The 21,224-nt window shown below is 55.0% G+C and carries 20 protein-coding genes and 1 other annotated feature; of the genes, 13 read left to right on the plus strand and 7 right to left on the minus strand.

Features of this window, described 5'->3' with window-relative positions:
- Positions 1-3 precede the first annotated feature (3 nt).
- The 3 genes from ERD84_RS01605 to chrA all read left to right on the plus strand — a co-directional run bounded on the left by ERD84_RS01605 (position 4) and on the right by chrA (position 2,909).
- Entirely contained in the window at positions 4-738 is a 735-nt protein-coding gene (locus tag ERD84_RS01605; RefSeq protein ID WP_130037609.1) for an SDR family NAD(P)-dependent oxidoreductase, read from the plus strand.
- Positions 739-806: 68 nt separating this feature from the next.
- Entirely contained in the window at positions 807-1,406 is a 600-nt protein-coding gene (locus tag ERD84_RS01610; RefSeq protein ID WP_130037611.1) for an NADPH-dependent F420 reductase, read from the plus strand.
- Positions 1,407-1,685: 279 nt separating this feature from the next.
- The gene (gene chrA, locus ERD84_RS01615) at positions 1,686-2,909 is read left to right on the plus strand and encodes a chromate efflux transporter (protein ID WP_130037613.1); all 1,224 of its coding nucleotides are present in this window, start codon (positions 1,686-1,688) and stop codon (positions 2,907-2,909) included.
- A gap of 23 nt (positions 2,910-2,932) precedes the next feature.
- Here chrA and arsH read toward each other — a convergent pair whose 3' ends face one another.
- Entirely contained in the window at positions 2,933-3,691 is a 759-nt protein-coding gene (gene arsH / locus ERD84_RS01620; protein ID WP_130037615.1) for an arsenical resistance protein ArsH, read from the minus strand.
- A 145-nt stretch (positions 3,692-3,836) separates the two neighbouring features.
- On the opposite strand from arsH, the gene ERD84_RS01625 reads away from it, so the two are divergent.
- The 7 genes from ERD84_RS01625 (at position 3,837) to ERD84_RS01655 (ending at position 9,651) form a co-directional block, all read left to right on the plus strand.
- Complete coding sequence (locus ERD84_RS01625; RefSeq protein WP_130037617.1) at positions 3,837-4,178, plus strand: ArsR/SmtB family transcription factor; 342 nt, start codon at positions 3,837-3,839, stop codon at positions 4,176-4,178.
- Positions 4,179-4,241: 63 nt separating this feature from the next.
- Entirely contained in the window at positions 4,242-4,757 is a 516-nt protein-coding gene (locus ERD84_RS01630) for an arsenate reductase ArsC (RefSeq protein ID WP_130037619.1), read from the plus strand.
- A gap of 77 nt (positions 4,758-4,834) precedes the next feature.
- Positions 4,835-5,314, plus strand: a complete 480-nt coding sequence (locus ERD84_RS01635; RefSeq protein WP_130037621.1) for an arsenate reductase ArsC — start codon at positions 4,835-4,837, stop codon at positions 5,312-5,314.
- 93 nt (positions 5,315-5,407) lie between these two features.
- Positions 5,408-6,691, plus strand: a complete 1,284-nt coding sequence (locus ERD84_RS01640; protein ID WP_130037622.1) for an arsenic transporter — start codon at positions 5,408-5,410, stop codon at positions 6,689-6,691.
- A 70-nt stretch (positions 6,692-6,761) separates the two neighbouring features.
- Positions 6,762-6,815: a sequence feature (sul1 is cis-regulatory element that is thought to sense ions involved in sulfur or methionine metabolism; They are found in Alphaproteobacteria), on the plus strand.
- A gap of 84 nt (positions 6,816-6,899) precedes the next feature.
- A complete protein-coding gene (locus tag ERD84_RS01645) occupies positions 6,900-8,378 on the plus strand; it encodes a SulP family inorganic anion transporter (RefSeq protein ID WP_130037624.1) in 1,479 nt (492 codons plus the stop codon).
- A 115-nt stretch (positions 8,379-8,493) separates the two neighbouring features.
- Positions 8,494-9,246, plus strand: coding sequence for a class I SAM-dependent methyltransferase (locus ERD84_RS01650; RefSeq protein WP_130037626.1), 753 nt, complete (start codon positions 8,494-8,496; stop codon positions 9,244-9,246).
- A 63-nt stretch (positions 9,247-9,309) separates the two neighbouring features.
- Positions 9,310-9,651, plus strand: a complete 342-nt coding sequence (locus tag ERD84_RS01655; protein ID WP_130037628.1) for a zinc ribbon domain-containing protein YjdM — start codon at positions 9,310-9,312, stop codon at positions 9,649-9,651.
- Between the two features lie 106 nt (positions 9,652-9,757).
- Here ERD84_RS01655 and ERD84_RS01660 read toward each other — a convergent pair whose 3' ends face one another.
- Positions 9,758-10,405, minus strand: coding sequence for an anti-virulence regulator CigR family protein (locus ERD84_RS01660; RefSeq protein WP_130037630.1), 648 nt, complete (start codon positions 10,403-10,405; stop codon positions 9,758-9,760).
- Between the two features lie 308 nt (positions 10,406-10,713).
- On the minus strand, positions 10,714-11,139 hold the full coding sequence (cadR, locus tag ERD84_RS01665) for a Cd(II)/Pb(II)-responsive transcriptional regulator (RefSeq protein ID WP_130037632.1): 426 nt from the start codon (positions 11,137-11,139) through the stop codon (positions 10,714-10,716).
- Positions 11,140-11,277: 138 nt separating this feature from the next.
- Between cadR and ERD84_RS01670 the strand changes: the two genes are divergently transcribed.
- On the plus strand, positions 11,278-13,497 hold the full coding sequence (locus ERD84_RS01670; protein WP_209019804.1) for a heavy metal translocating P-type ATPase: 2,220 nt from the start codon (positions 11,278-11,280) through the stop codon (positions 13,495-13,497).
- On the opposite strand, the gene ERD84_RS01675 is transcribed toward ERD84_RS01670, so the two are convergent.
- The 3 genes from ERD84_RS01675 to ERD84_RS01685 all read right to left on the minus strand — a co-directional run bounded on the left by ERD84_RS01675 (position 13,400) and on the right by ERD84_RS01685 (position 17,306).
- On the minus strand, positions 13,400-14,620 hold the full coding sequence (locus ERD84_RS01675) for a M20 aminoacylase family protein (protein ID WP_130037634.1): 1,221 nt from the start codon (positions 14,618-14,620) through the stop codon (positions 13,400-13,402). The genes ERD84_RS01670 and ERD84_RS01675 overlap by 98 nt on opposite strands.
- Positions 14,621-14,711: 91 nt before the next feature.
- Entirely contained in the window at positions 14,712-15,116 is a 405-nt protein-coding gene (locus ERD84_RS01680) for a PAS domain-containing protein (RefSeq protein ID WP_130037636.1), read from the minus strand.
- A gap of 96 nt (positions 15,117-15,212) precedes the next feature.
- A complete protein-coding gene (locus ERD84_RS01685; RefSeq protein WP_130037638.1) occupies positions 15,213-17,306 on the minus strand; it encodes a TonB-dependent receptor family protein in 2,094 nt (697 codons plus the stop codon).
- 250 nt (positions 17,307-17,556) lie between these two features.
- Between ERD84_RS01685 and ERD84_RS01690 the strand changes: the two genes are divergently transcribed.
- Both ERD84_RS01690 and ERD84_RS01695 read left to right on the plus strand, forming a co-directional pair.
- On the plus strand, positions 17,557-19,881 hold the full coding sequence (locus ERD84_RS01690) for a sensor histidine kinase (protein WP_167667211.1): 2,325 nt from the start codon (positions 17,557-17,559) through the stop codon (positions 19,879-19,881).
- Positions 19,878-20,696: a response regulator transcription factor gene (locus ERD84_RS01695; protein WP_130037642.1), complete on the plus strand. Its 819-nt coding sequence runs from the start codon at positions 19,878-19,880 to the stop codon at positions 20,694-20,696. Before ERD84_RS01690 ends, ERD84_RS01695 begins: the two co-directional genes overlap by 4 nt.
- Here the strand turns inward: ERD84_RS01695 and ERD84_RS01700 are convergent.
- Complete coding sequence (locus ERD84_RS01700; protein ID WP_245150594.1) at positions 20,671-21,216, minus strand: hypothetical protein; 546 nt, start codon at positions 21,214-21,216, stop codon at positions 20,671-20,673. The two genes, ERD84_RS01695 and ERD84_RS01700, sit on opposite strands and share 26 nt — an antisense overlap.
- Positions 21,217-21,224 lie beyond the last annotated feature (8 nt).

Below are 21,224 nucleotides of genomic sequence, written 5' to 3' on the forward strand. Positions count from 1 at the left end.
GACATGAACAGACTTAATGGAAAGACCGCAGTGATCACCGGCGGCGCTACCGGCATCGGCCACGCTGCAGCAAAGCGCTTCATCGAGGAAGGCGCCTTCGTCTTCATCTTCGGCCGCCGACAGGAAGCACTCGATGCGGCTGTGGCTGACCTCGGACCCAATGCACGCGCCGTAAAAGGCTCGGTCTCCAATCAAGCCGACCTCGACCAACTCTACGCGGCGGTTAAAGCCGAGCGCGGGACGCTCGATATCGTCTTCGCCAATGCCGGGGCGGGAAGCCAGCTCCCCCTCGGTCAGATCACCGCCGAACACATTGACGAGACCTTCGACACCAATGTGAAAGGCACGATCTTCACGGTCCAAAAGGCACTGCCGCTGATGGGACACGGCGGTTCGATCATCCTGACCGGTTCAAGTGCCGGCACCACGGGCGCACCAGCGTTCAGCGCCTACGGCGCGAGCAAGGCAGCAGTGCGCAACCTCGCCAAGACCTGGGCCGAAGACCTGAAGGGCACTGGCATACGCGTAAACGTGTTATCGCCGGGCCCAACTGCTACCGACCTCGCGAAAGCGGCACTAGGCGAAGAAGGCGTGAAGGCCTTCGCCTCGATGAATCCGCTACAACGTATGGCCGAACCGTCCGAGCTCGGGGCGGCCGCCGCCTTTCTCGCATCGCAGGACAGCAGCTTCATGACCGCCAGCGAGCTCGCTGTTGATGGCGGCCTGGCACAAATCTGACGCACTGTGCCCTACGGACTCCATTCGATACCTGGAACCCGCAGGGCATCTAAATCAAAGGAAAACATATGAACTACGCAATTATCGGCTTTGGCGCGATTGGCCAGGCTCTTGCCAAGGCATTTGCCCGAAGCGACATCGAAGTATCCGTTGCAACAACTCGTGACCCGGAAAGCTTTGCATCCGATGCTGCCGCAATCGGACCCAAGGTCACCCCCAAAACGCTGGCGGAGGCTGTCAAGGCGGATATTATCTTTTTGGCCGTCCGGTTTGAGTCGCACCGGGATGTCGCCAAGGCATTGCAGGCCTGGACGGGAAAGACCATTGTTGACGTGACCAATGCTTATGGCGTGCCACCTGAGGAGCTGGGAGGGCAGCCCTCTTCCAAGGCCGTCGCGCAAGCCTTCACTGGTGCGCAACTGGTGAAAGGCTTCAACCATCTGGGTGCAGCCGCCCTTGGCCAGGATCCCGCCGTACAGGGTGGCCGTAGAGTCGTGTTCCTGACGAGCGACGATGACGATGCAGCAACGGAGATTGGCGCGCTTGCGGAAAGCCTGGGTTTCGCACCCATCAAGCTTGGTGGACTTTCAGAAGGTGGGCTGCTTGTGCAAGCACGTGGAAACAGTTGGGGCAAACTGATCTTTAAGGATCTGGTCAAGTTCGATTGATGCACTACAACGGCGTTGACACCTGCCGGACGAATCGCAACTCCGGCTTGCCAAAATATGTTGCCCAATCTGACCTGATCGGTGTTCGTGGTGGCCTATTATTCGGCGGTTAAGTCGTCATTTATGCATTTCTATCTCAACAACACGATTGAGGAGATTTTTTAAAAACGAGTGCCGCCGGTCGAGTTACAGGCCATACAAGCAAACAAGGTTCGCTGCATAGAATGTTGAGTATGATGCGGTAACTATTTTTTGTATCGAACGTAAAGGCAAGTAGATATGAGCTCATTCGGCTCCCCAAATCAGTCTGCAGAAGCGGCTAGCGCCGGGCAGGTGTTTCTCATTTTTCTTCGGCTTGGGCTTACATCATTTGGCGGGCCTGTTGCACATCTGGGCTACTTTCGAGAAGAATTTGTCAGCCGACGCCGCTGGCTCAGTGACCACAGCTATACAGATCTGGTCGCACTTTGCCAATTTTTACCCGGCCCGGCCAGTAGCCAGGTCGGTTTGGCGTTGGGATTATCGCGCGCGGGATATACCGGCGCACTCGCGGCCTGGCTAGGCTTCACACTTCCTTCGGCGATCGTACTCATTCTTTTCGCACTCGGTATTTCAGCTTGGGGCGAAGCCGTTCCTAACGGAATACTGCAGGGTTTAAAGATTGCAGCCGTGGCCGTCGTGGCGCAAGCGGTATGGGGAATGGCGCGCAGCCTGTGCATTGGGATCCCGCGAGTCACCATAATGGCTATCGTGTCTTGCATTGTCTTGGCATGGCCTGGTGTATCAAGCCAAGTGGGCGTGATTATTGCAGCAGGCTTTATCGGCTTATTTCTATTCAAACCGAATGAAGATCTTGTGCATGAGTCGCTGGATATTTCGGTAAACCGACGAACCGGCGCTCTGTTTCTAGCGAGTTGCGTAGTGTTGTTGCTCGTGCTGCCTTTACTTGTTCATATCTGGCCAAGCCAGGCTTTGTCTATGTTTGACGTGTTTTATCGGGCGGGATCCCTGGTTTTTGGTGGCGGGCATGTCATCTTGCCATTATTGCAAACCGAGGTCGTACCCAACGGCTGGGTCGCGAATGAAACCTTTCTGGCAGGCTATGGCGCCGCTCAGGCCGTGCCGGGTCCGCTGTTCACGTTTGCAGCCTTTTTGGGTGCTTCAATGACGCTGCCACCGAATGGGTGGCTGGGCGGCCTGCTTTGCCTGGCTGCCATCTTTGTACCTTCTTTTCTGATCGTGGCAGGCGCCTTGCCGTTTTGGGAACAATTGCGCAGCAATCGACGTATGCGTGCCGCGCTAAGCGGCATCAACGCGGCCGTCGTGGGCCTGTTGCTGGCTGCGCTTTATGATCCGGTCTGGACTAGCGCGATCCATCGTCCCACTGACTTTGGGCTGGCGCTGATGGCTTTCGTTGCCTTGATGTTCTGGCGTCTTCCGCCCTGGTTGGTCGTGCTGGCATGCGGTCTGGGTGGATGGTTGCTCAGCGTAAGTTGGGTGTAGATAAAAACGTTCATCTTCTCCAGTTAGCTTTCCGTCGTGTCAGCCTCTTGTTCCATGGCACGTTCTGCCAGGCGGGCGACCTCGGCAGCCACCCCCTTGCGTTCGCTATACCGGTCCGTTAAGTAGTCGCTGCGATCCCGAACCAACAAGGTGAACTTCATAAGCTCTTCCATCACGTCCACGACACGGTCGTAATACGACGAGGGCTTCATACGCCCACTCTCGTCGAATTCCTGATAGGCCTTGGCAACCGATGACTGGTTAGGGATGGTCACCATCCGCATCCAGCGTCCCAATACTCGCAGCGCATTGACAGCGTTGAAAGACTGGGATCCACCACTGACTTGCATGACAGCCAGCGTGCGGCCTTGCGTAGGGCGCACGCTACCCACCTCCAGGGGAAGCCAGTCAATTTGGCTCTTGAACACACCCGTTAAGGTGCCGTGGCGTTCAGGGCTGCACCACACCTGTCCTTCCGACCAATTTGATAGCGCCCTGAGTTCCACAACCTTAGGATGATCTGCCGGTACGCTATCGGGCAGCGGTAGGCCATGCGGATCAAAAATTCGTGTTTCCGCACCCAGGCGGTTCAAGATACGTGCCGCTTCTTCCGTGAGCAGTCGACTGTACGAACGTTCGCGCAGCGAGCCATAGAGCAAAAGAATGCGGGGCGGGTGCATTGTCCCATTCTGCAAGGAAAGCTTGTGATGATTGGGGGTGTCCAATACGGACTCGTCAACTATCGGCAAGCTCAAGTCGGTGGGTGCAAAGTAGGTAGTCATCAGCATTTCCAAATGAGCAGAAATAAAGTTCAGCAAGTCACGTGAACGTACCGGCTTAGGCTAGCGCATCGAGCCGTCGCGCTTATTTATGACACGTCACATCGTTGAAGTAGCATTAGTTTAACATTTCAATTATTATAGTTATATGGAAATGAAACTTGCCGTTAAAGCGCTTGCTGCCATCGCTCACGAATCCCGCCTGACTGCCTATCGCACGCTTATGCAGGCCGGACCGGCGGGGCTACCGGCTGGTCAACTGGCTGAAATGATAGGCCTCGCACCATCATCGCTGTCCTTTCACCTGAAAGAACTCGTGAATGCCAATCTGTTAAGCGCTCGCCAAGATGGGCGATTTGTTTTTTATTCAGTCAAATACGACTCGATGAACAGTCTGTTGGCGTACTTGACCGAAAACTGCTGTGGTGGGAATCCATGCCTTCCCGTTCGTAACGATGTATGCGCCGATGCCCAGGACGCAACCCAATGAATATCGCCGCCGGCTCCTTGAAGCCAGCGGATTACTTAATCCAATCGTGGAAGCCCTACTATCATGTCCGATAAAGTCTATAACACTCTATTTCTGTGTACGGGCAATTCCGCGCGCAGCATCATGGCCGAAGCGTTACTCAATTCTTTCAGCCAGGATCGTTTTAAGGCGTACAGCGCGGGCAGTCATCCCGGGGCCCACGTCAATCCCCTTACGATTGAAATCCTTCAGGCGGCTCGTTTACCGATTGATGAGTTACGCAGCAAAAGCTGGGATGAGTTCGCTCGTCCAGGTGCCCCACAGCTGGATTTTGTGATTACGCTCTGTGATAGTGCAGCTGGCGAGCAATGTCCCTTATGGCCCGGTCAACCTATTACCGCGCATTGGGGTTTTGAGGATCCATCGGCTTTTGAAGGCACCGATCAAGAAAAGCGTGCGCACTTCGACAAGATTTTTCGTCAGATCGCCAATCGCATCAGAATCTTCAATAGCCTGCCATTGACCACGCTGGACCGTGTGGCCATCAAGCGAGAACTCGATGCGCTGGGCAATCCGGCGACGCAAACGGTCGCCTCTTAACGCCTTAAGTACCGAAGGGCTGTCAGCGCTAGCACCTTTCGTCAGCCCACCACCCCAATCTCTTTTGCACCGCATATATGAACGTCCTTTTTCTGTGCACGGGTAACTCGTGTCGCTCTATCCTGGCTGAAGCCACATTCAACCACCTCGCCCCTACTGGCTGGAGCGCCATGAGCGCTGGCAGTCATCCTACAGGTCAGGTGCATCCCCGATCACTGGCACTGCTCGTACGCGAAGGCATTTCAGCAGAGGGCTACTCCAGCAAATCGTGGGATAACTTACCGCGCACGCCGGATGTCGTCGTGACCGTTTGCGCCAGTGCTGCAGGCGAAACCTGCCCTGCATACCTGGGGCAAGTTATTCGCACTCATTGGGGTGTTGACGATCCTGCCCACGCAACGGGCACCGACGAAGAAATCGATGCCGCATTCGAGCATGCATATCGCATTTTGCGCACCCGTATTGAAGCCTTCCTGGCGTTGCCGCTTGCTGAGCTGAAAAATGATCCGGCATGCTTAAAGACGGAACTGGATCACATTGGCGACCTATTACCCTAATGTGCATCGCCCACAAGCGTTGGTGAGTTGATTTTGTTATCTTCGGCGCCCTTCACAGGGGTGTCTTCCCGTTTGCCGTAAAGAGAGATCCACGTGCTTGCTGCACTATTAATTTTTATTGTCACCATCGTCCTGGTTATTTGGCAACCACGTGGTTTGAACATTGGCTGGAGCGCATCAATCGGCGCAGCACTTGCGCTGGCTTTCGGCGTAGTCAGCTTAAACGACATACCTGTAGTCTGGCAGATCGTCTGGAACGCCACGGCAACCTTCGTAGCCATCATCATAATCAGCCTGCTTCTGGACGAGGCCGGTTTCTTCGAGTGGACAGCACTGCATGTTGCCAGATGGGGCGGCGGGAGCGGCCGCCGTTTATTCGCCTTGATCGTCTTGCTTGGGGCTGTGGTCTCTGCATTCTTTGCCAATGACGGCGCCGCCTTGATTCTGACGCCTATCGTGATGGCCATGCTTCTGGCATTGGGGTTCAGCCCCGCAGCCACGCTGGCTTTTGTGATGGCGGCAGGCTTTATTGCCGACACAGCCAGTCTGCCGCTCGTTGTATCCAACCTGGTCAACATCGTTTCCGCGGATTTTTTCGATATCAGTTTTGCACGCTATGCTGCGGTCATGGTTCCGGTCAACGTTGTATCCGTCGCAGCCACTTTGCTGGTTTTGTTGCTGTATTTTCGTCGCAGCATTCCTAATCACTACGATGACAGTCAGCTCAAGCAGCCCAAAGCAGCCATCCGCGACCTGGCCACTTTCCGTGCTGGATGGGTCGTACTGATACTGCTGCTGATCAGCTTTTTTACTTTGGAGGGCTTTGGTATTCCCGTGAGTGCCATCGCTGCCCTGGGGGCAATAGCCTTGCTTATTGTGGCCGGACGCGGGCATAAAATCAGCACCCGAAAAGTTGTACGGGAAGCACCCTGGCCCATCGTAGTTTTCTCGCTAGGCATGTATCTGGTGGTTTATGGCCTGCGCAATGCCGGACTAACTGAAATGATTGCTGGTCTGCTCGACTATTTGGCGAACCACGGTCTGTGGGCGGCCACCTTGGGCACTGGTGTATTGACTGCCCTGCTCTCGTCCATCATGAACAATATGCCTACCGTTCTGGTGGGTGCGCTGTCCATCGATGCCAGCCAGGCAACAGGCGTGGTCAAAGAAGCCATGATTTATGCCAACGTCATCGGTAGCGACCTGGGGCCCAAGATCACCCCTATCGGCAGTTTGGCAACCCTGCTGTGGCTGCACGTTTTGGCACGCAAGGGCATGACCATTACGTGGGGCTATTACTTCAAGGTCGGTATCGTGCTGACCTTACCCGTATTGCTTGCCACCCTGGCGGCACTTGCCGTGCGCCTGGGCGGCTAATATCAATCCAGGTACGTCTGCTAAAATTTCGGGTCGCTGCATCCGCAATGGGTTTTGCGACGGCGATTTAACTGGACCCGGCCTTGCCGGGTGGCTCGGCCGGGCGCCTATCCCCCGGACAACTCAAAGCGCATCACGGCACACGCCAAGGCCAATCACACCACCATTGGTGCGAAGCCTCGCTTGCTGACTTCAGGTTAGCCACACAATGTCTTTTTTTTCCACGTTTCACCGCGAATGGATGGCCAGTCCTCGTGCCGACATTCTGGCGGGTATTGTTGTTGCCCTCGCCCTCATTCCCGAAGCCATAGGCTTTTCCATCATCGCTGGGGTCGACCCCAGAGTGGGGCTTTATGCGTCATTCTCCATTGCTGTGGTCATTTCTTTAGTCGGCGGCAGACCAGGGATGATTTCGGCAGCGACGGCAGCCGTCGCCGTGCTGGTAGGGCCCTTAGTTAAAGAGCATGGCGTTGACTACCTTTTCGCAGCCACCATTCTGATGGGTGTATTCCAAGTCATTGCAGGGTTTCTTCGCCTCGATCTGCTGATGCAATACGTGTCCCGATCCGTCGTGACAGGATTCGTCAATGCGCTGGCGATTTTGATCTTCATCGCCCAACTGCCCCAACTGACTAATGTGACGTGGGTAACCTACGCCATGGTCGCGGGTGGCCTGGCCATCATTTATTTGTTTCCCCGCTTGACCAGAGCCGTGCCTTCACCGCTCATCACCATTATCGTACTCACGGTTATCTCTATCTTTGGCGGTCTGAATGTCAACACCGTCGGCGACATGGGCAGACTTCCTTCGTCCTTGCCAGCATTTCTGATTCCGGACGTTCCATTAAACCTTGAAACCTTGCAGATTATTCTGCCATATTCTCTGGCCATGGCGGCCGTCGGCTTACTTGAATCGATGATGACCGCGCAAATTGTGGACGACTTGACGGACACACCCAGCGACAAACGGCGTGAATGCAAAGGCCAGGGCATTGCTAACTTCGTCACCGGATTTCTGGGTGGGATGGGTGGCTGCGCCATGATTGGCCAGTCCGTCATCAACGTGAAGTCAGGTGGCTCAACGCGGCTTTCCACGTTTGTCGCTGGGGCATTCCTGCTTTTCCTGATCGTCGTTCTGGGGCCGCTGGTGGCAAGAATCCCAATGCCCGCACTGGTGGCTGTCATGATCATGGTTTCCATCGGTACCTTTAGCTGGGGATCCATCCGTGACCTGCGTTCACACCCATGGCAATCATCGGTGGTCATGGTGACAACAGTCGTGGTTGTAGTGTGGACGCATGACCTTGCCCAGGGTGTGATGGCAGGCGTCCTGCTGAGTGGCGTATTCTTTGCCGGTAAAGTGAAGCGGCTGTTTGCGGTGACTTCACGGCTGTCACAGGATGGCCTGACCCGCACTTATTATTATGCAGGGCAAGTATTTTTTGCCTCCACAGAACGGTTTGCCGAAGCGATTGATTTCAAAGAGACTCTTGACCACGTTGTGCTGGACGTCTCGGCCGCGCACTTCTGGGATATTTCTGCCGTCGGCGCGCTCGACAAGGTGGTCATCAAGTTGCGACGCGAAGGCACGTCCGTAGAGGTGGCTGGGCTCAACGAGGCCAGTGCCACCATGATTGGACGATTTGCCGTCCATGACAAAACAGGCGCTGATTCAGCCGGCTGCTAAGGGGGAATATTACGGCTGCCATGATACGGACCGTTGGCAATGCTATATTGGGCAATCCATCAGCAGATCGCCTCGCGTTACCCACATATAGAACGTAAATTCATGGAAATTGCCATTGTTTAGCGACTTGATCGACGATTTTGATAATTATTCACCTGGGCCAGATAAGTTTCTGGATGTACCTTTCGTGCCTACTGATGACCCAGTGATTGAGGCTATGCTGAACCTGGCCGAGCTAAGAGCGGACGACGTTCTTTATGACCTGGGCTCGGGCGATGGCCGCATTGTCGTGGCCGCCGCCAGAGACTACAACGCCAGCAGCGTTGGCATAGAAATAGATACGGTACGTATTGCCGACGCCATGGAGTACGCCGGAAACTCCCGTGTCGAATTCATGGTCGATTTCATTGAAGAAGATATCTTCACCGCCGACATCAGCGCAGCAACTGTTGTTACGCTCTACCTGCTGGATACTGTAAATGTCAGGTTGCGGCCACGACTGCTCAGTGAGCTTCGTCCGGGTACGCGCATCATTTCACAGCTTTTCGACATGGGTGACTGGATAGCCGATGAGCAGCTTCAGTTAAACGGCATCAATATTTACAAATGGATTGTGCCGGCTCAGGTCGAAGGCGCTTGGGAGTGGAAGGGCCTCGACGGCACCTTGTATCAGGTTGAGCTACAACAGAAATACCAGGCAGTTACCGGAAGCGCCTGGATGGCGGACGATGCAGTGCGTCTCGAAAGTGCATCGCTGTGCGGGTGCACCGTAGAGCTCAATATTCAGGAAAACGACGCTGCTCCGCTACGGAATTTCACACTGGAATTTGCAGACGGCGAATTGCAGTCCATTCTTGAAGAGGTTTAACCATGCCAATAGGTCGCTTTACGACCTCAGCGCAGGGTAAGTTATATAAACATAGGATTCATGATGAGTAATTTACCAGCTTGTCCGTCGTGCCAATCGGAATACACCTACAACGATGGGGATCTTCTGATCTGCCCCGAATGTGCCCATGAATGGCTGGAGCAAGACAACGCATCTGCTGAAAATGAAGAGAAAATCTACCGCGATGCCTTTGGGAATGTCCTGCAGGACGGCGACACCGTCACCGTGATCAAGGATCTGAAGCTCAAGGGCTCAGGGGGAACCGTCAAGATGGGTACTCGGGTCAAGAACATCCGTCTTGTCGACAGCGACCACGATATAGACTGCAAGATCGAGGGATTCGGCTCCATGAGCCTTAAAACAGAATTCGTCAAAAAGGTTTAGATGCGGGTTCGGCGGTGGCTCTAACGGGTTTAACTACGCCGTTACATAAACCGCCGGAACCCGCGGCTCATCCTGGTCTGCTTTCAAGCAAACTTGCCTTCGTCAGTCAAAAGACGTCGTAAAGAATATCAGCGATAACGGCCGAGGCTACAGAGATCAGAATCAAGTCCGTGCCGGCAACGCGCCATTCATAACCAGGGTATCGCGGCAGGCGACCCAACAACGAACCAGGCACCATTTGCTTGGCAATTCCGGGAGGCAGAGGCTTGCCCCGAGCCAGGTTCTTTCTTATGCCGGGCGGCAACGAGGAGTAGCCTCCGAGGCCGAAATCCAGCGCATACTCGCGCGCCAAAGCGGCAGTAATACCGGCATAAACGAGATCACCGAACAAATCGTCACCGCGCAAATGGCCGTCACGATCCCTGTGGTCATCGAAATAGTCGTAATAGCGGCCTTGATCATCGTAGCGACGACCAGAATCGTAACTGCGGGACCCCTTGCCTTGGCTGGCGTAAGACTCTTGATTGCGATTACCATGCATATCCGACCCGCCTTTACCTGCATTGCCAGAGCCCGAATTCCCCTGGCCTGAATTGCCGGACGCATGCGGATTGCCCTTGCCGCCATTGCCACCCTTGCCAGAATGACTTGCGCTATTGCCCTGGCCCTTGCCTTCAGGCGGGGCCGCATGAGCAGTTAAAGCCAATGAGCTTGCCGCAATAAGAGAGGTAGCTAATGCTATGGCTAGTTTCATTTTTATTCCTTTCATCAACAGGATGAGGGCAAGCATACTGCCAATCCTATTTCAAAAATAATCCATGCTGTATCAGTTTGTATAGCATGCAAATGACCCAGCTTCTGATCAGCGTTTCATACGCGCTTCGCGCCGTTTTTTGCTTTTATTCTTAGCAGGCGCTGAAGGCGGTGCATTACGCAAAAGCTGCTCTGTACGCAGCTGCTCCTGTGCAGCGGCCTTGGCCGCACGACTCTTTATGATCAATCTGGACAAGGCAAAGGCGATCGCAAACGCGGCAATCAGTATGATTCCGCCGGACAAACTTATCACTTATATGGCTCCGCAAGGTGGCACGACTGGTCGGCAAGAGCGCCAAGAATGCCACACGATTCAGTCGATGCGGTATTCACGCACTTGTGGCGCAAGGTTACCAGATGTTTTTTCAGCTGCAACAACGCCTCGATACGCGCCTCGACCGCATCGATATGTTCATCCAATAATTCATTGACATCTCCGCAATCCTCGGCAGGTGTATCCCGGTAACTGAGCAGAGTACGCACCTCGTCAAGTGCCATGTCCAGCGTACGGCAGTGCCTGATGAATCGAAGTCGTTCAATGTGCTCCTCGTTGTACAGGCGATAGTTGCCCCCGCTACGCGAAGGCTCCGGCAACAGTCCTTCTTTTTCGTAGAAGCGAATGGTTTCTACTGTCGTTTCGGTACATTTGGCAAGCTCGCCGATCTTGATTGGCATGATGATCTCTCTGGCTAAAACCCTAAAGTAACTATAGACTAATTTCCCCTGAAAATCAAAATTTCCAGGCAATACGGAAGCACTTGACCTTGAAGTTGCTATAGGGTTTCTAATGAGCTTATCCAAGGAGTATTTCTTATGCAATTTCGCCCCCAAGACACGAACGTCTCATCTATTTCCCTGCATATCGAAGGTATGGATTGCGCAAGTTGTGTCGGCAAGATTGAAACGGCGCTGGGGCGCCTGCCCGGGGTTTCCGATATTCACCTGAACTTCGCCGCCGAGAAGCTGAACCTTAGACTCGCATCCGATTCAGCAGTCCAGGCAACTGATATTGCAAGAACCATCGAGAGTCTTGGGTTTGGTGTGTCCATCGATACAAGTTCAAAGACAAGGCCCAACGCTGACATCGAAAAACTCACCCATGCAGCACCTCGCTGGTGGCAAACGCGGAAAGGCAGGCATGTCATCGGTCTGGGGGCCTTGATGGGCGTCGCTTACGCGATTTCACTATTTTTCCCCGCTTATGAGCTATGGGTATTTGCCGTTGCCGTCATCATTGGTATCTTGCCTTTTACCCGTAAAGCCTGGGCCCTGGCCAGATCCGGATCGCCCTTCTCGATCGAGGCGCTGATGTCCGTAGCCGCACTGGGCGCACTCATTATTGGCGAGGCTGAAGAAGCGGCAGCAGTCGTCTTCCTGTTTTCAGTCGGCGAGCTATTGGAAAGCGTGGCAGCTGGCCGAGCCCGCGCGGGCATCAAGGCTTTGGCATCACTGGTCCCCAAGACGGCGCGACTGCTTGATGCACAGGGCACACAGCGCGAAGTCTCGGCCGCCACCCTACGCGTGGACGATCTCGTGCTGGTAAGACCTGGCGATCATGTGCCTGCTGACGGCCTGATCATCCACGGCACGTCCAGCCTCGATGAGTCTCCCCTCACCGGCGAGTCCATACCTCGCACCAAGGTCAGCGGCGACAACGTATTTGCAGGCTCCATCAACATCGACGGGGTGCTCAGGATTCGTGTTGAAAAGACCATTGCTGACAATACGATTTCCCGCATCATCCATCTAGTCGAAGAGGCGCAGGCGGCTAAAGCGCCCACCGCCCGCTTCATTGAGCAATTCAGTCGCTATTACACACCCGCAGTCATGGCCATCGCCGCGCTGATCATGATCGTGCCGCCACTGGCCATAGGAGGCGACTGGCAAACCTGGCTCTATCGCGGCCTTGCATTACTACTGATCGCCTGCCCGTGCGCGCTTGTCCTGTCGACACCGGCAGCCATCGCTTCAGGCCTGGCGGCCGGTACACGCCGCGGAATACTGGTGAAAGGCGGCAACGCACTGGAACTCATAGGTCAGATCGGAGCGGTCGCATTTGACAAGACAGGCACGCTGACCGAAGGCAAACCACGTGTTACCAACGTCATTGCCTTGGGGCAAAAGCGGGAGGAAGAAGTACTGGCTCTTTGCGCCAGTGTAGAGTCTGGTTCCAGCCACCCGCTCGCCAAGGCCATCGTGAGCCACGCAGAAGCAGCCCAAGTGCTCATTCCTATCGCATCAAACGCTTCGGCTACCGCCGGCAAAGCCGTGCATGCGCAAGTAGAAGGACACCGACTGACCGTCGGATCGCCAATATACGCCGTCCAGGCTGCTACGCTGTCGCCCGAACAACTTGCGCATATCGAAGCGTTGCAGCTCGAGGGAAAGACGGTTTCCGTTCTGCTGGATGAGCAACGTCGGGTAGCGCTTGGACTGGTCGCATTGCGTGACGAACCCAGGCCTGACGCGCACGAGGCGGTGGCCACACTCAAGGCAATGGGGGTACGCCCCATCATGCTGACCGGAGACAACCGTCGCAGCGCCCAAGTCATTGCCGATAAGCTAGGGATGGAGTGTGTAGCGGAGCTACTACCTCAGGACAAGCTTCGACTTATCAACAAGATCAAGGACGATACCAAGGTTGCCATGGTGGGCGATGGCATCAATGATGCGCCGGCCCTGGCCACAGCCGACATTGGCATCGCAATGGGCGGCGGCACCGATGTAGCTATTGAAACCGCCGATGCCGCACTACTGAAAAATCGTGTCATGGACGTGGTTCATCTAGTGGCGCTTTCTCGAGCGACGATGGCAAACATTCACCAGAACGTGGTGTTTTCACTTGGCTTGAAAGGCCTGTTTCTGATCACCACGATACTGGGCTTTACCGGCCTGTGGGTTGCCGTGCTGGCCGACACCGGCGCCACAGCACTGGTCACGCTGAATGCCCTGCGCCTCCATGCTTACGCTCGAGCCACGCCAGCGCCAACTTGGACAAATAGGTCGCGCCTAGCGGCAACACCTCATCATTGAAGTCATAACTGGTGTTATGCACCAGGCACGGACCTTGTCCATGCCCTAATTCGCGATGTTCGCCATCGCCATTGCCGATGAATGCGTAGCATCCAGGCTTTGCCTCAAGCATGAAGGCAAAATCTTCAGCGGCCATGATGGGCGCCTGTGCAATCAAACAATCCTCATCCACGATTTCGGCAATCACGCCACGGGCGAAGCAGGTTTCAGCCTCGTGGTTGAACGTGGCCGGATATTTGCGCTGGAAGTCGAAGTCGCACTCCGCCTCGTTGGCGCGACAAGTCAGTTCGGCAATATCCCGCATGCGGCGCTCGATCAAGTCCAGCGTTTCCGTGGTGTAGGCCCGCACCGTGCCACGCATTTCACAGGTATCGGGAATGACGTTGACGGCATCTCCACCATGAATCATGGTCACCGATATCACCGCGACCTCCAGCGGTTTCTTGTTGCGACTGAGAATGTTCTGGAAGGCCCCCAGGATCTGCCCTGCGATAGGCAAAGGGTCGACACCTAAATGAGGCATGGCCGCATGTCCGCCTTTGCCGCGCACCGTGACGGTGAACTCACTGTTCGAAGCCAGCACCGGACCCGAGGAAAGGGCAAAAGTGCCAGTAGGGATGCCCGGCATATTGTGCATGCCAAACACAGCTTCTATGGGAAACTGTTCGAACAGGCCTTCCTTGATCATTTCCCGTGCACCACCCGCCTGCTCTTCGGCTGGCTGGAAAATAAGGTAAACGGTTCCGGCAAAATCACGATGGGTGGCAAGATACTGGGCAGCACCCAGCAGCATCGTTGTATGACCGTCGTGGCCGCAAGCATGCATCTTGCCCGGATGCCGGCTCGCATGCTCGAAGGTGTTGGCTTCCTGCATGGGCAAGGCATCCATATCGGCGCGAAGCCCCACGGTACGGCCGTTATCGGGGCGCTCACCTCGAATGATGCCCACGACGCCCGTTTTGCCCAAGCCACGGTGTATAGGTATACCCCAGGCCTGAAGCCGCTCGGCAACGAGATCGGCGGTGCGGGTTTCTTCGAACGCCAACTCGGGATGTGCATGAATATCACGGCGAATCGCGCGCAAGGTATCGGCCTGTGCAACGATGGCGTCAAGTAATGGCATAACAGTCTTGCCTTGAAAAATACTTAGAAGACTTGAAGTGTACCGAATTGGCCCCGCACCCGGCACGGCTGCCAGGCTACTGGCAATGATTTCAAGCCGCCCTGGCGGCGCGCTCTTTTTCGACTCTCTCAGTGACATCTCGTGCCATGGCGACCGAGCCTACTGTTGCTCCAGCGGCATCCGCGACCAAGGCAAAAGTCATTTCCACATAAAGCTTCTGACCGTTTTTATGTACCGCGCGAGTCAGGGTTGGGCGCCCCTGCAGCCTGGTCTTGCCACTGTCTACCGCCGCGCTGAAGCCCTTCCAGTGAGCCGCCCGCAGATGCTCGGGAATGATCGGATCCAGACTATTGCCCAGCATTTCAGCTGCGCTGTATCCAAACAGCGTGCAGGCAGCCTGATTCCACCGCTCAATCTTGCCAACCCGGTCGACGTAGATCAAGGCATCGGACACCTGCTCGATAATCCAGTCTGACAGTGATGACGCGTCGTTCATGGTGATTCTCCGCAAAAATGTAGTGACAAGGCTTGGATTACCATCTGCCAAGCATGCTCTTTTGCTTTGATATTACTGCTTGCACCCACGCCCACATCAATACGTGAGTTCAACCCCCATGAATACGCTGCGCCCCAGCCCCGGCGTATAAAGGGCCTTGCTGGCCAACTTGCGGGCATCCACAACATAGTCCGTCGAAGCGACATATGTTTTATCCAGCAGGTTTCTCATATCAATATATAAACGGAACCGCTCATCAGGACTATCGTACCCGGCACGAAAATGCAGCAGGCCATAGCCTGGAGCCTGCTCGGTATTAGCTTGGTCCACATCCCACCCCGATCCGAGTTCCAGTCCGGGGCCAGCATAATAGCCTTGCGGGTGCCGGTAGATCAGATCAAGCCGGCCTACATGACGCGGAATACCTGGCAGTGCATTATTGCCATATACCGAATCGTCTGAAAACCGGAAGTCATTGAATGTATAGGCCAAGGCCCACTCCAACCGGCCAGGAACCGTACCCAGATTTACCTCTCCTTTCAGCCCGGCTTCAAGGCCCTGATGAATGGTTCGGGGTGCATTGTGCGCAACGGTTATCCCCACGTTGCCCGGCAAATAGGTTTCTATCAGCTCATCGCGCACTTTTGCATGATATAGCGCGACATCCCAGCGCAAGGCATCGGTACCACCTCGAGTACCGATCTCAAAGGTAGTGGCCCGCTGGGCATCAAGAATGCCATCGGGTGAAAAAAAGGCGACTGCGCTGGGCGGTTCGAAGCTGCGGCTCAGGTTGGCATACCATTGCGTAGTAGGCGTACTGTTCCAAACCAGGCCCAGCTTTGGGCTAAAGCCTTTGTACCGCGCCGTTGCCTGGCCATTGGCAAAAAAGCTGCGGGCCAAGGGCGAGACCTCATTGTCGGTGCTGCGCTGCGCCCACACCATCTGTGCTCCTGCCACCCAAGTAAGTGCCGGAGTCAACGCGTAGTGGTTTTCGAAGAACAGCTCGGCCTGAGACCGGCTGGTATCCAGATCCGCCTGCGGGCTGCCCTCAGGCGGCGCAAAAGGCGACACACTGGACATATCCGGCCAATAGGAGCGATTATGATCGTCGCCCCGCGAGTAAGACCCACCCCAGACTATTCGATTGTCATGTCCGGCCCAATGGCTCTTTATTTCTTGGCGCAACGACATCCCGTAATCGATGGCATCGTAATTAATTTGCGAGGCCGTTCCCCATGAACTGAACTTCGTCCCCGTATGAAACAGACCTACCGCCAGGGTGTTGTCTGGCGAAAGTGCTATATCGTGCACATAGGCAAGATGCCAGCGCGGCGTCGTTCTGATATGAGCATCGACCATTTCAGACGCAGCATTGGCCTGCTGGGGATCATCTTGCAGCTGATCATAGGTCAAGGCACCGGGCATAGTTACCCGATAGTATTCTTGCGTTACATGCAGCCGTCCCTTCGATACATCGCTGAACTGATAACCGACATTGCCATAAAATCGCGACAGTTTGTAGTCGGAATGAGCACGATACCCATCTGATCGTGTGCTGCTCACTGACGCATAAGCATCCCAGCCATCTGTGCCGGTCCATCCCCCCTCCAGCCGGCCTGACTTATAGCCATATGCCCCGCCTTCCAGGCGAGCCCTGAAACCCGAGCGCGTATAGCCTGTAGGCGAGACAAGATTCACTGCGCCCCCCAACGTAGCCACTCCGTATTGCATGGCATTGGCTCCGCGCAGTACCTCTATAAAGTCAGCAGCCAACGGGTCGGTATAAATGCTATCTCCGACATCATCGGTACGCCCCAGTGGCAGGCCGTCGCGCAATAGGCGCACGCCTCGTGTACCAGAGGGTGAAGTGATACCCGAGCCTCTGATGGATATACGGGCACTGATCTGGCCCGACGGATTCTGTGTATACACTCCTGGCGTTCTGGACAATGCGTCACTCATGCCCAGGACGGTGCCGTCACTATATGACTCGATGGGAATCACTGATATATGGCCCGGCGCCGCACTGCGTTTGGCGTAAGCCTCTGACAAGGCTTGAACTTCAGCGCTGGGGGTAACGAGTACTGCCGGCAACTCAGCAGCCGACCCAGCTTGGGCCCACGCCGTTTTCTGAACCGGAGTTATCGCAGCAAGCAATACAGAATATACAAGCGAAGCACGGAGTGTCATGAGCCCAGGAACGTTATCGGCATACAAATTGCCGCCAGCAAGAATGCAAAGCAATGTATTGTATAAAGTTGATCATTGTATTCATTTTGAATTAAGCTCGACTTTATTTGACAATTCGGCGCTCTTCGCACGATTTTGCATCAATGCAGTAAGATATATAGAAAAATTTAGAAAAACCACAGACAAGGCTCGCTGCAGCCCCTATGTCTTGCATACCTTACATGCTGGCATCGGAATCACAAAACTGGCCATGAATCATTTCATTGATCGTTTCAACGACAATCGCTGGGGAGTGCTGTTTCAAATCACCATCGCCTTTATCCTGGGCGTAACAGCCTTAAGCAGTCAGGCTGCCACTGTTTTCGCGTCCTCGGCACAAGACTGGCCCATGGCCTTGCCTCAACAAGACATACTCGTCCATGAAGACCGCGATGCCCGAATGACACTGGCAGACGTCGTCACACTTGAGCGGGAGCATCCCGATCAATTCCAGCCGTTGGCCGCCACGGAATTGCCGGCATCCTCACGATCGGCATGGTGGTTCAAGCTCGACGTTGAAAATGAAAGCCTGAAAACGCTGGACCTGCGCCTGATATTGAATGCTTCCATACGGGGCAGGGTTGACTACTACGTGCGCCAAGATGGCCAATGGCATCACACAGCCATGGGCGCCGGGATTCCTGTGGATGCTCGTACGGCCCACACAGCCCGCAGACAGGCCTTGCCTTTCGTCATCGAGCCAAAGCAACGCACAAGCATTATTGCCCGGGTCAGCAGCGCAAGCCTGCTGGCCATCGAACCCCAACTGTATGACCGCCCTACTTACGAAGCTGGAGAGCAGAAATCCGCAATGTGGGCCGGGATCCTATTCGGAGGCATACTGGTACTGGCATGGGGCGCGCTACTGATCGCCGTGCTAAGCCGCAGCGTGAGTTTCGGCCTACTGGCCGTGTTGTGCATGACCACTGCAGTTTACGAGGCCTCGCGCAGAGGCTACACCAAAATCTATCTCTGGCCTGAGGCCAGCGACTGGGCACTACGCAGTTCACCATTTCTCGGGTTTACCGCAGCAACCCTGGTACTGACTTTCATACTGGCTATTGCACGTCTGGAAGCTGTACACATACCTGGCCGAAAACTGATCGTGGCAATCATTTGCTTTCAGGCATTTACCGGATTGACCGGGCTGTTTGGAGATGTCTACTGGGCGACGCAGCTCACGCCGTTTGCCATGGCCCTGTACGCCATCGGCGCCGTCAGTTGTGCGGTGCTGCTGCTCAGGGCGTCTGTACCCGGCAGCCGCTTCTTGATCATAGCCGGGCTATTCATTGCTTCCCATACTTTGCTGCGACTGCTGGAGCAAATAGGGTGGTTGCCACAAGTCGCTTCCGACCTTGGGTTTCATTCCCCGGGCGACAACACCATCTTGGCTCTGGCACGGCTGGGCATCAACATCAGCGTACTGACCGCCTGGATCATGATCATCGCCAGACAGCGCAGGGACGCCAATAATGAATTGATACGCATGCGTGAAAGCGAACGGGACAGACTCAAAGAACAAGTGGCTATCCAGACCGAAGCCCTGAACCGCTCTCTGCAATACGCGAACGAGGAAAATCGCAGAAAAACAGAAACGCTAAGCTACGTAGGGCACGATTTACGCGCGCCGTTAGCCACTATCGTGGGGTACACCCGCTTGCTTTCAGCTAACGCCACACCTACCCAGGAAGCACATATCAATGCCATTGAACGCAGCGCAAACTACCAGATGTCATTAATCGACGAAATCGTTGACTATGCGCGGCACGAACAGCCCACCCCACTCGATATAACAATGGAATCCACCTCGCTGCGCGAATTGCTGAACAACATTATGCAGCATGCGGAGGCTTTGGCCCGGCACCAGAACAACCGCCTGGCATTGCACGCGCAAACGCCCCTACCCACCATGATCAAGACCGATCACAAGCGCTTGCAGCAAGTATTGCTGAACTTGATTTCAAATGCTGCCAAATTCACACGAAATGGATATATACACCTTGCCATTGGCTTACAGCGCTCACAGGAAGAAACAGAGCTGGTGTTTCATGTCGAGGACTCGGGGGCAGGCATAGCGCCAGCACATCAACATTCGATTTTTGACGCCTACACACAGCTTGATGCGCGTCCGGGCAGCGCGGGGCTGGGTCTTCATATTGCCCAACGTATCATCAAGAATATGAACGGCAGGATTAGCCTGGACAGCCGCCCTGGCGAAGGCAGCCGTTTCAGTCTTCATATACCCGTTGAACTGCTAACTGAAGACACCATGCAAATTGACGATATCGTTGCTGCGACTCGCCCTGAAGACGAGCAGTACCACTTGCTCAGCACACAGCAAATACCGCCGGTGGAACTTCGTGTGGACCTTGCCAAGTTTGCGCGAGAAGGAGAGCTGAGCAGCATAGAGCACTGGCTCAGTCAGCAAACAACAGCCCATCCCAGCTGTGCGCCCTTCTTCAGCCTTGTACAACAGGCGCTGAAAGCCCTGGATTTTGACCGTATCGAAACATTGGCACTGGCAAACACCAAATGAACAACACGCTTGCTCAACCCGCAGAAGCCACCCCACATCTGCTGATTATCGATGACCGTCTGGATGAGCTGCGCCTATTGATAGACGTTGTTCGAGGACAGGGGTACAGACTCAGTATCGCGTTCGATGGCGCACAAGGATACCAGCGCGCCCAAGCCTTACAGCCAGATCTGATCCTGCTTGACGTGCATATGCCGGTTATGAATGGATTCGATGCGAGCCGCCTGCTTCAAAGCGACCCTGCGACCTCACACATCCCGATTATTTTCCTGACATCGGCCAGTGATCTGGACTCCCGACTAGAGGGTTTGACCAGCGGTGGCGTAGATTATGTCATCAAGCCATTCGAGCAGGAAGAAGTGCTGGCACGCATACGGATTCACCTGAAAAGCAAGAACTCACAAGAACCTCAGGAGGCCGTCAAGCCCGGGGGACGGAGTCAAAAAGACATGACCTTGGTCAAGGCGGCCTGCAGCTACCTGAGCACCCGTCTGTCTAAACCACCCACCCAGGAAAAACTGGCCCAAGCCCTGAACACTAATGAAAAAAGACTAATACGCGCATTTCGGAAAGAGCTCAACCTGACCGTGTTTGAATACATTCGTGAGCAACGCATCAAACAGGCATCCCAAATGCTGCTGGAGACCTCTTTGTTAATCATCGAGATCGCGGAAGAGCTGGGTTTTTCCAGCCCTGCCAATTTTGCGACGGCGTTCAGGGCTCAAGTGGGCATCACACCTTCAGAATTTCGCGAGCACGGTGGCGGGCCACCCGCCACCTTAACGGATATCAACGATTCTGCATCAATCGAATGATGGCCTGTGTATGGGCAGGCCCTTGCGTGCTGACCAACAAACGGCCATCGGAAATGACCTCGCCGATTTTCGCCACACTTACCAGTTGCCCCTGCACGCTCAACAGCAGGAAATTTCCTCTGGCTTGCTCGGTGACATTACGCAGCTTTGCAATGCCGTACTGATTCATTTCCAGCAACAGGAAAGTCTTCCGATCTTGGGCTGTAACGGGCGACACACGTGCAATATCGCCTTGCGTCAGCACAGGTTGCGGCAAGGCATACAGCGGCGCATCTCCACCCGCATCGACCGGTATCAACGAGGGTTCCTGGCGTTGCTGCGCCAGATGCACAGTAATCACCGCGCTGGATTGCGGCCGCGATGCCGCTGCAGGAGGAGCAACCGGCATCTGGGCGTTCTCGCCCCTGACCACAGGTGGTATCGGATCAACAGGAGCCGGATAATGGCCAGGCGCAGTGGTCTGACAGGCAGCAAGCGTGGCCGTCAACATCAAGCCTATCAGTTTGAACATGAGCTTCATATCGGTAC

The organism is Pollutimonas harenae, assembly GCF_004153685.1.
GTDB lineage: Bacteria > Pseudomonadota > Gammaproteobacteria > Burkholderiales > Burkholderiaceae_B > Pusillimonas_C > Pusillimonas_C harenae.

What these genes read in the sequence shown, in the direction of transcription:
- ERD84_RS01605 (WP_130037609.1), top strand. Translation starts at nt 4, where the DNA reads ATGAACAGACTTAATGGAAAGACCGCAGTGATCACCGGCGGCGCTACC.
- ERD84_RS01610 (WP_130037611.1), top strand. Translation starts at nt 807, where the DNA reads ATGAACTACGCAATTATCGGCTTTGGCGCGATTGGCCAGGCTCTTGCC.
- chrA (WP_130037613.1), top strand. Translation starts at nt 1,686, where the DNA reads ATGAGCTCATTCGGCTCCCCAAATCAGTCTGCAGAAGCGGCTAGCGCC.
- arsH (WP_130037615.1), bottom strand. Translation starts at nt 3,691, where the DNA reads ATGACTACCTACTTTGCACCCACCGACTTGAGCTTGCCGATAGTTGAC.
- ERD84_RS01625 (WP_130037617.1), top strand. Translation starts at nt 3,837, where the DNA reads ATGGAAATGAAACTTGCCGTTAAAGCGCTTGCTGCCATCGCTCACGAA.
- ERD84_RS01630 (WP_130037619.1), top strand. Translation starts at nt 4,242, where the DNA reads ATGTCCGATAAAGTCTATAACACTCTATTTCTGTGTACGGGCAATTCC.
- ERD84_RS01635 (WP_130037621.1), top strand. Translation starts at nt 4,835, where the DNA reads ATGAACGTCCTTTTTCTGTGCACGGGTAACTCGTGTCGCTCTATCCTG.
- ERD84_RS01645 (WP_130037624.1), top strand. Translation starts at nt 6,900, where the DNA reads ATGTCTTTTTTTTCCACGTTTCACCGCGAATGGATGGCCAGTCCTCGT.
- ERD84_RS01655 (WP_130037628.1), top strand. Translation starts at nt 9,310, where the DNA reads ATGAGTAATTTACCAGCTTGTCCGTCGTGCCAATCGGAATACACCTAC.
- ERD84_RS01660 (WP_130037630.1), bottom strand. Translation starts at nt 10,405, where the DNA reads ATGAAACTAGCCATAGCATTAGCTACCTCTCTTATTGCGGCAAGCTCA.
- cadR (WP_130037632.1), bottom strand. Translation starts at nt 11,139, where the DNA reads ATGCCAATCAAGATCGGCGAGCTTGCCAAATGTACCGAAACGACAGTA.
- ERD84_RS01670 (WP_209019804.1), top strand. Translation starts at nt 11,278, where the DNA reads ATGCAATTTCGCCCCCAAGACACGAACGTCTCATCTATTTCCCTGCAT.
- ERD84_RS01675 (WP_130037634.1), bottom strand. Translation starts at nt 14,620, where the DNA reads ATGCCATTACTTGACGCCATCGTTGCACAGGCCGATACCTTGCGCGCG.
- ERD84_RS01680 (WP_130037636.1), bottom strand. Translation starts at nt 15,116, where the DNA reads ATGAACGACGCGTCATCACTGTCAGACTGGATTATCGAGCAGGTGTCC.
- ERD84_RS01685 (WP_130037638.1), bottom strand. Translation starts at nt 17,306, where the DNA reads ATGACACTCCGTGCTTCGCTTGTATATTCTGTATTGCTTGCTGCGATA.
- ERD84_RS01690 (WP_167667211.1), top strand. Translation starts at nt 17,557, where the DNA reads ATGAATCATTTCATTGATCGTTTCAACGACAATCGCTGGGGAGTGCTG.
- ERD84_RS01695 (WP_130037642.1), top strand. Translation starts at nt 19,878, where the DNA reads ATGAACAACACGCTTGCTCAACCCGCAGAAGCCACCCCACATCTGCTG.
- ERD84_RS01700 (WP_245150594.1), bottom strand. Translation starts at nt 21,216, where the DNA reads ATGAAGCTCATGTTCAAACTGATAGGCTTGATGTTGACGGCCACGCTT.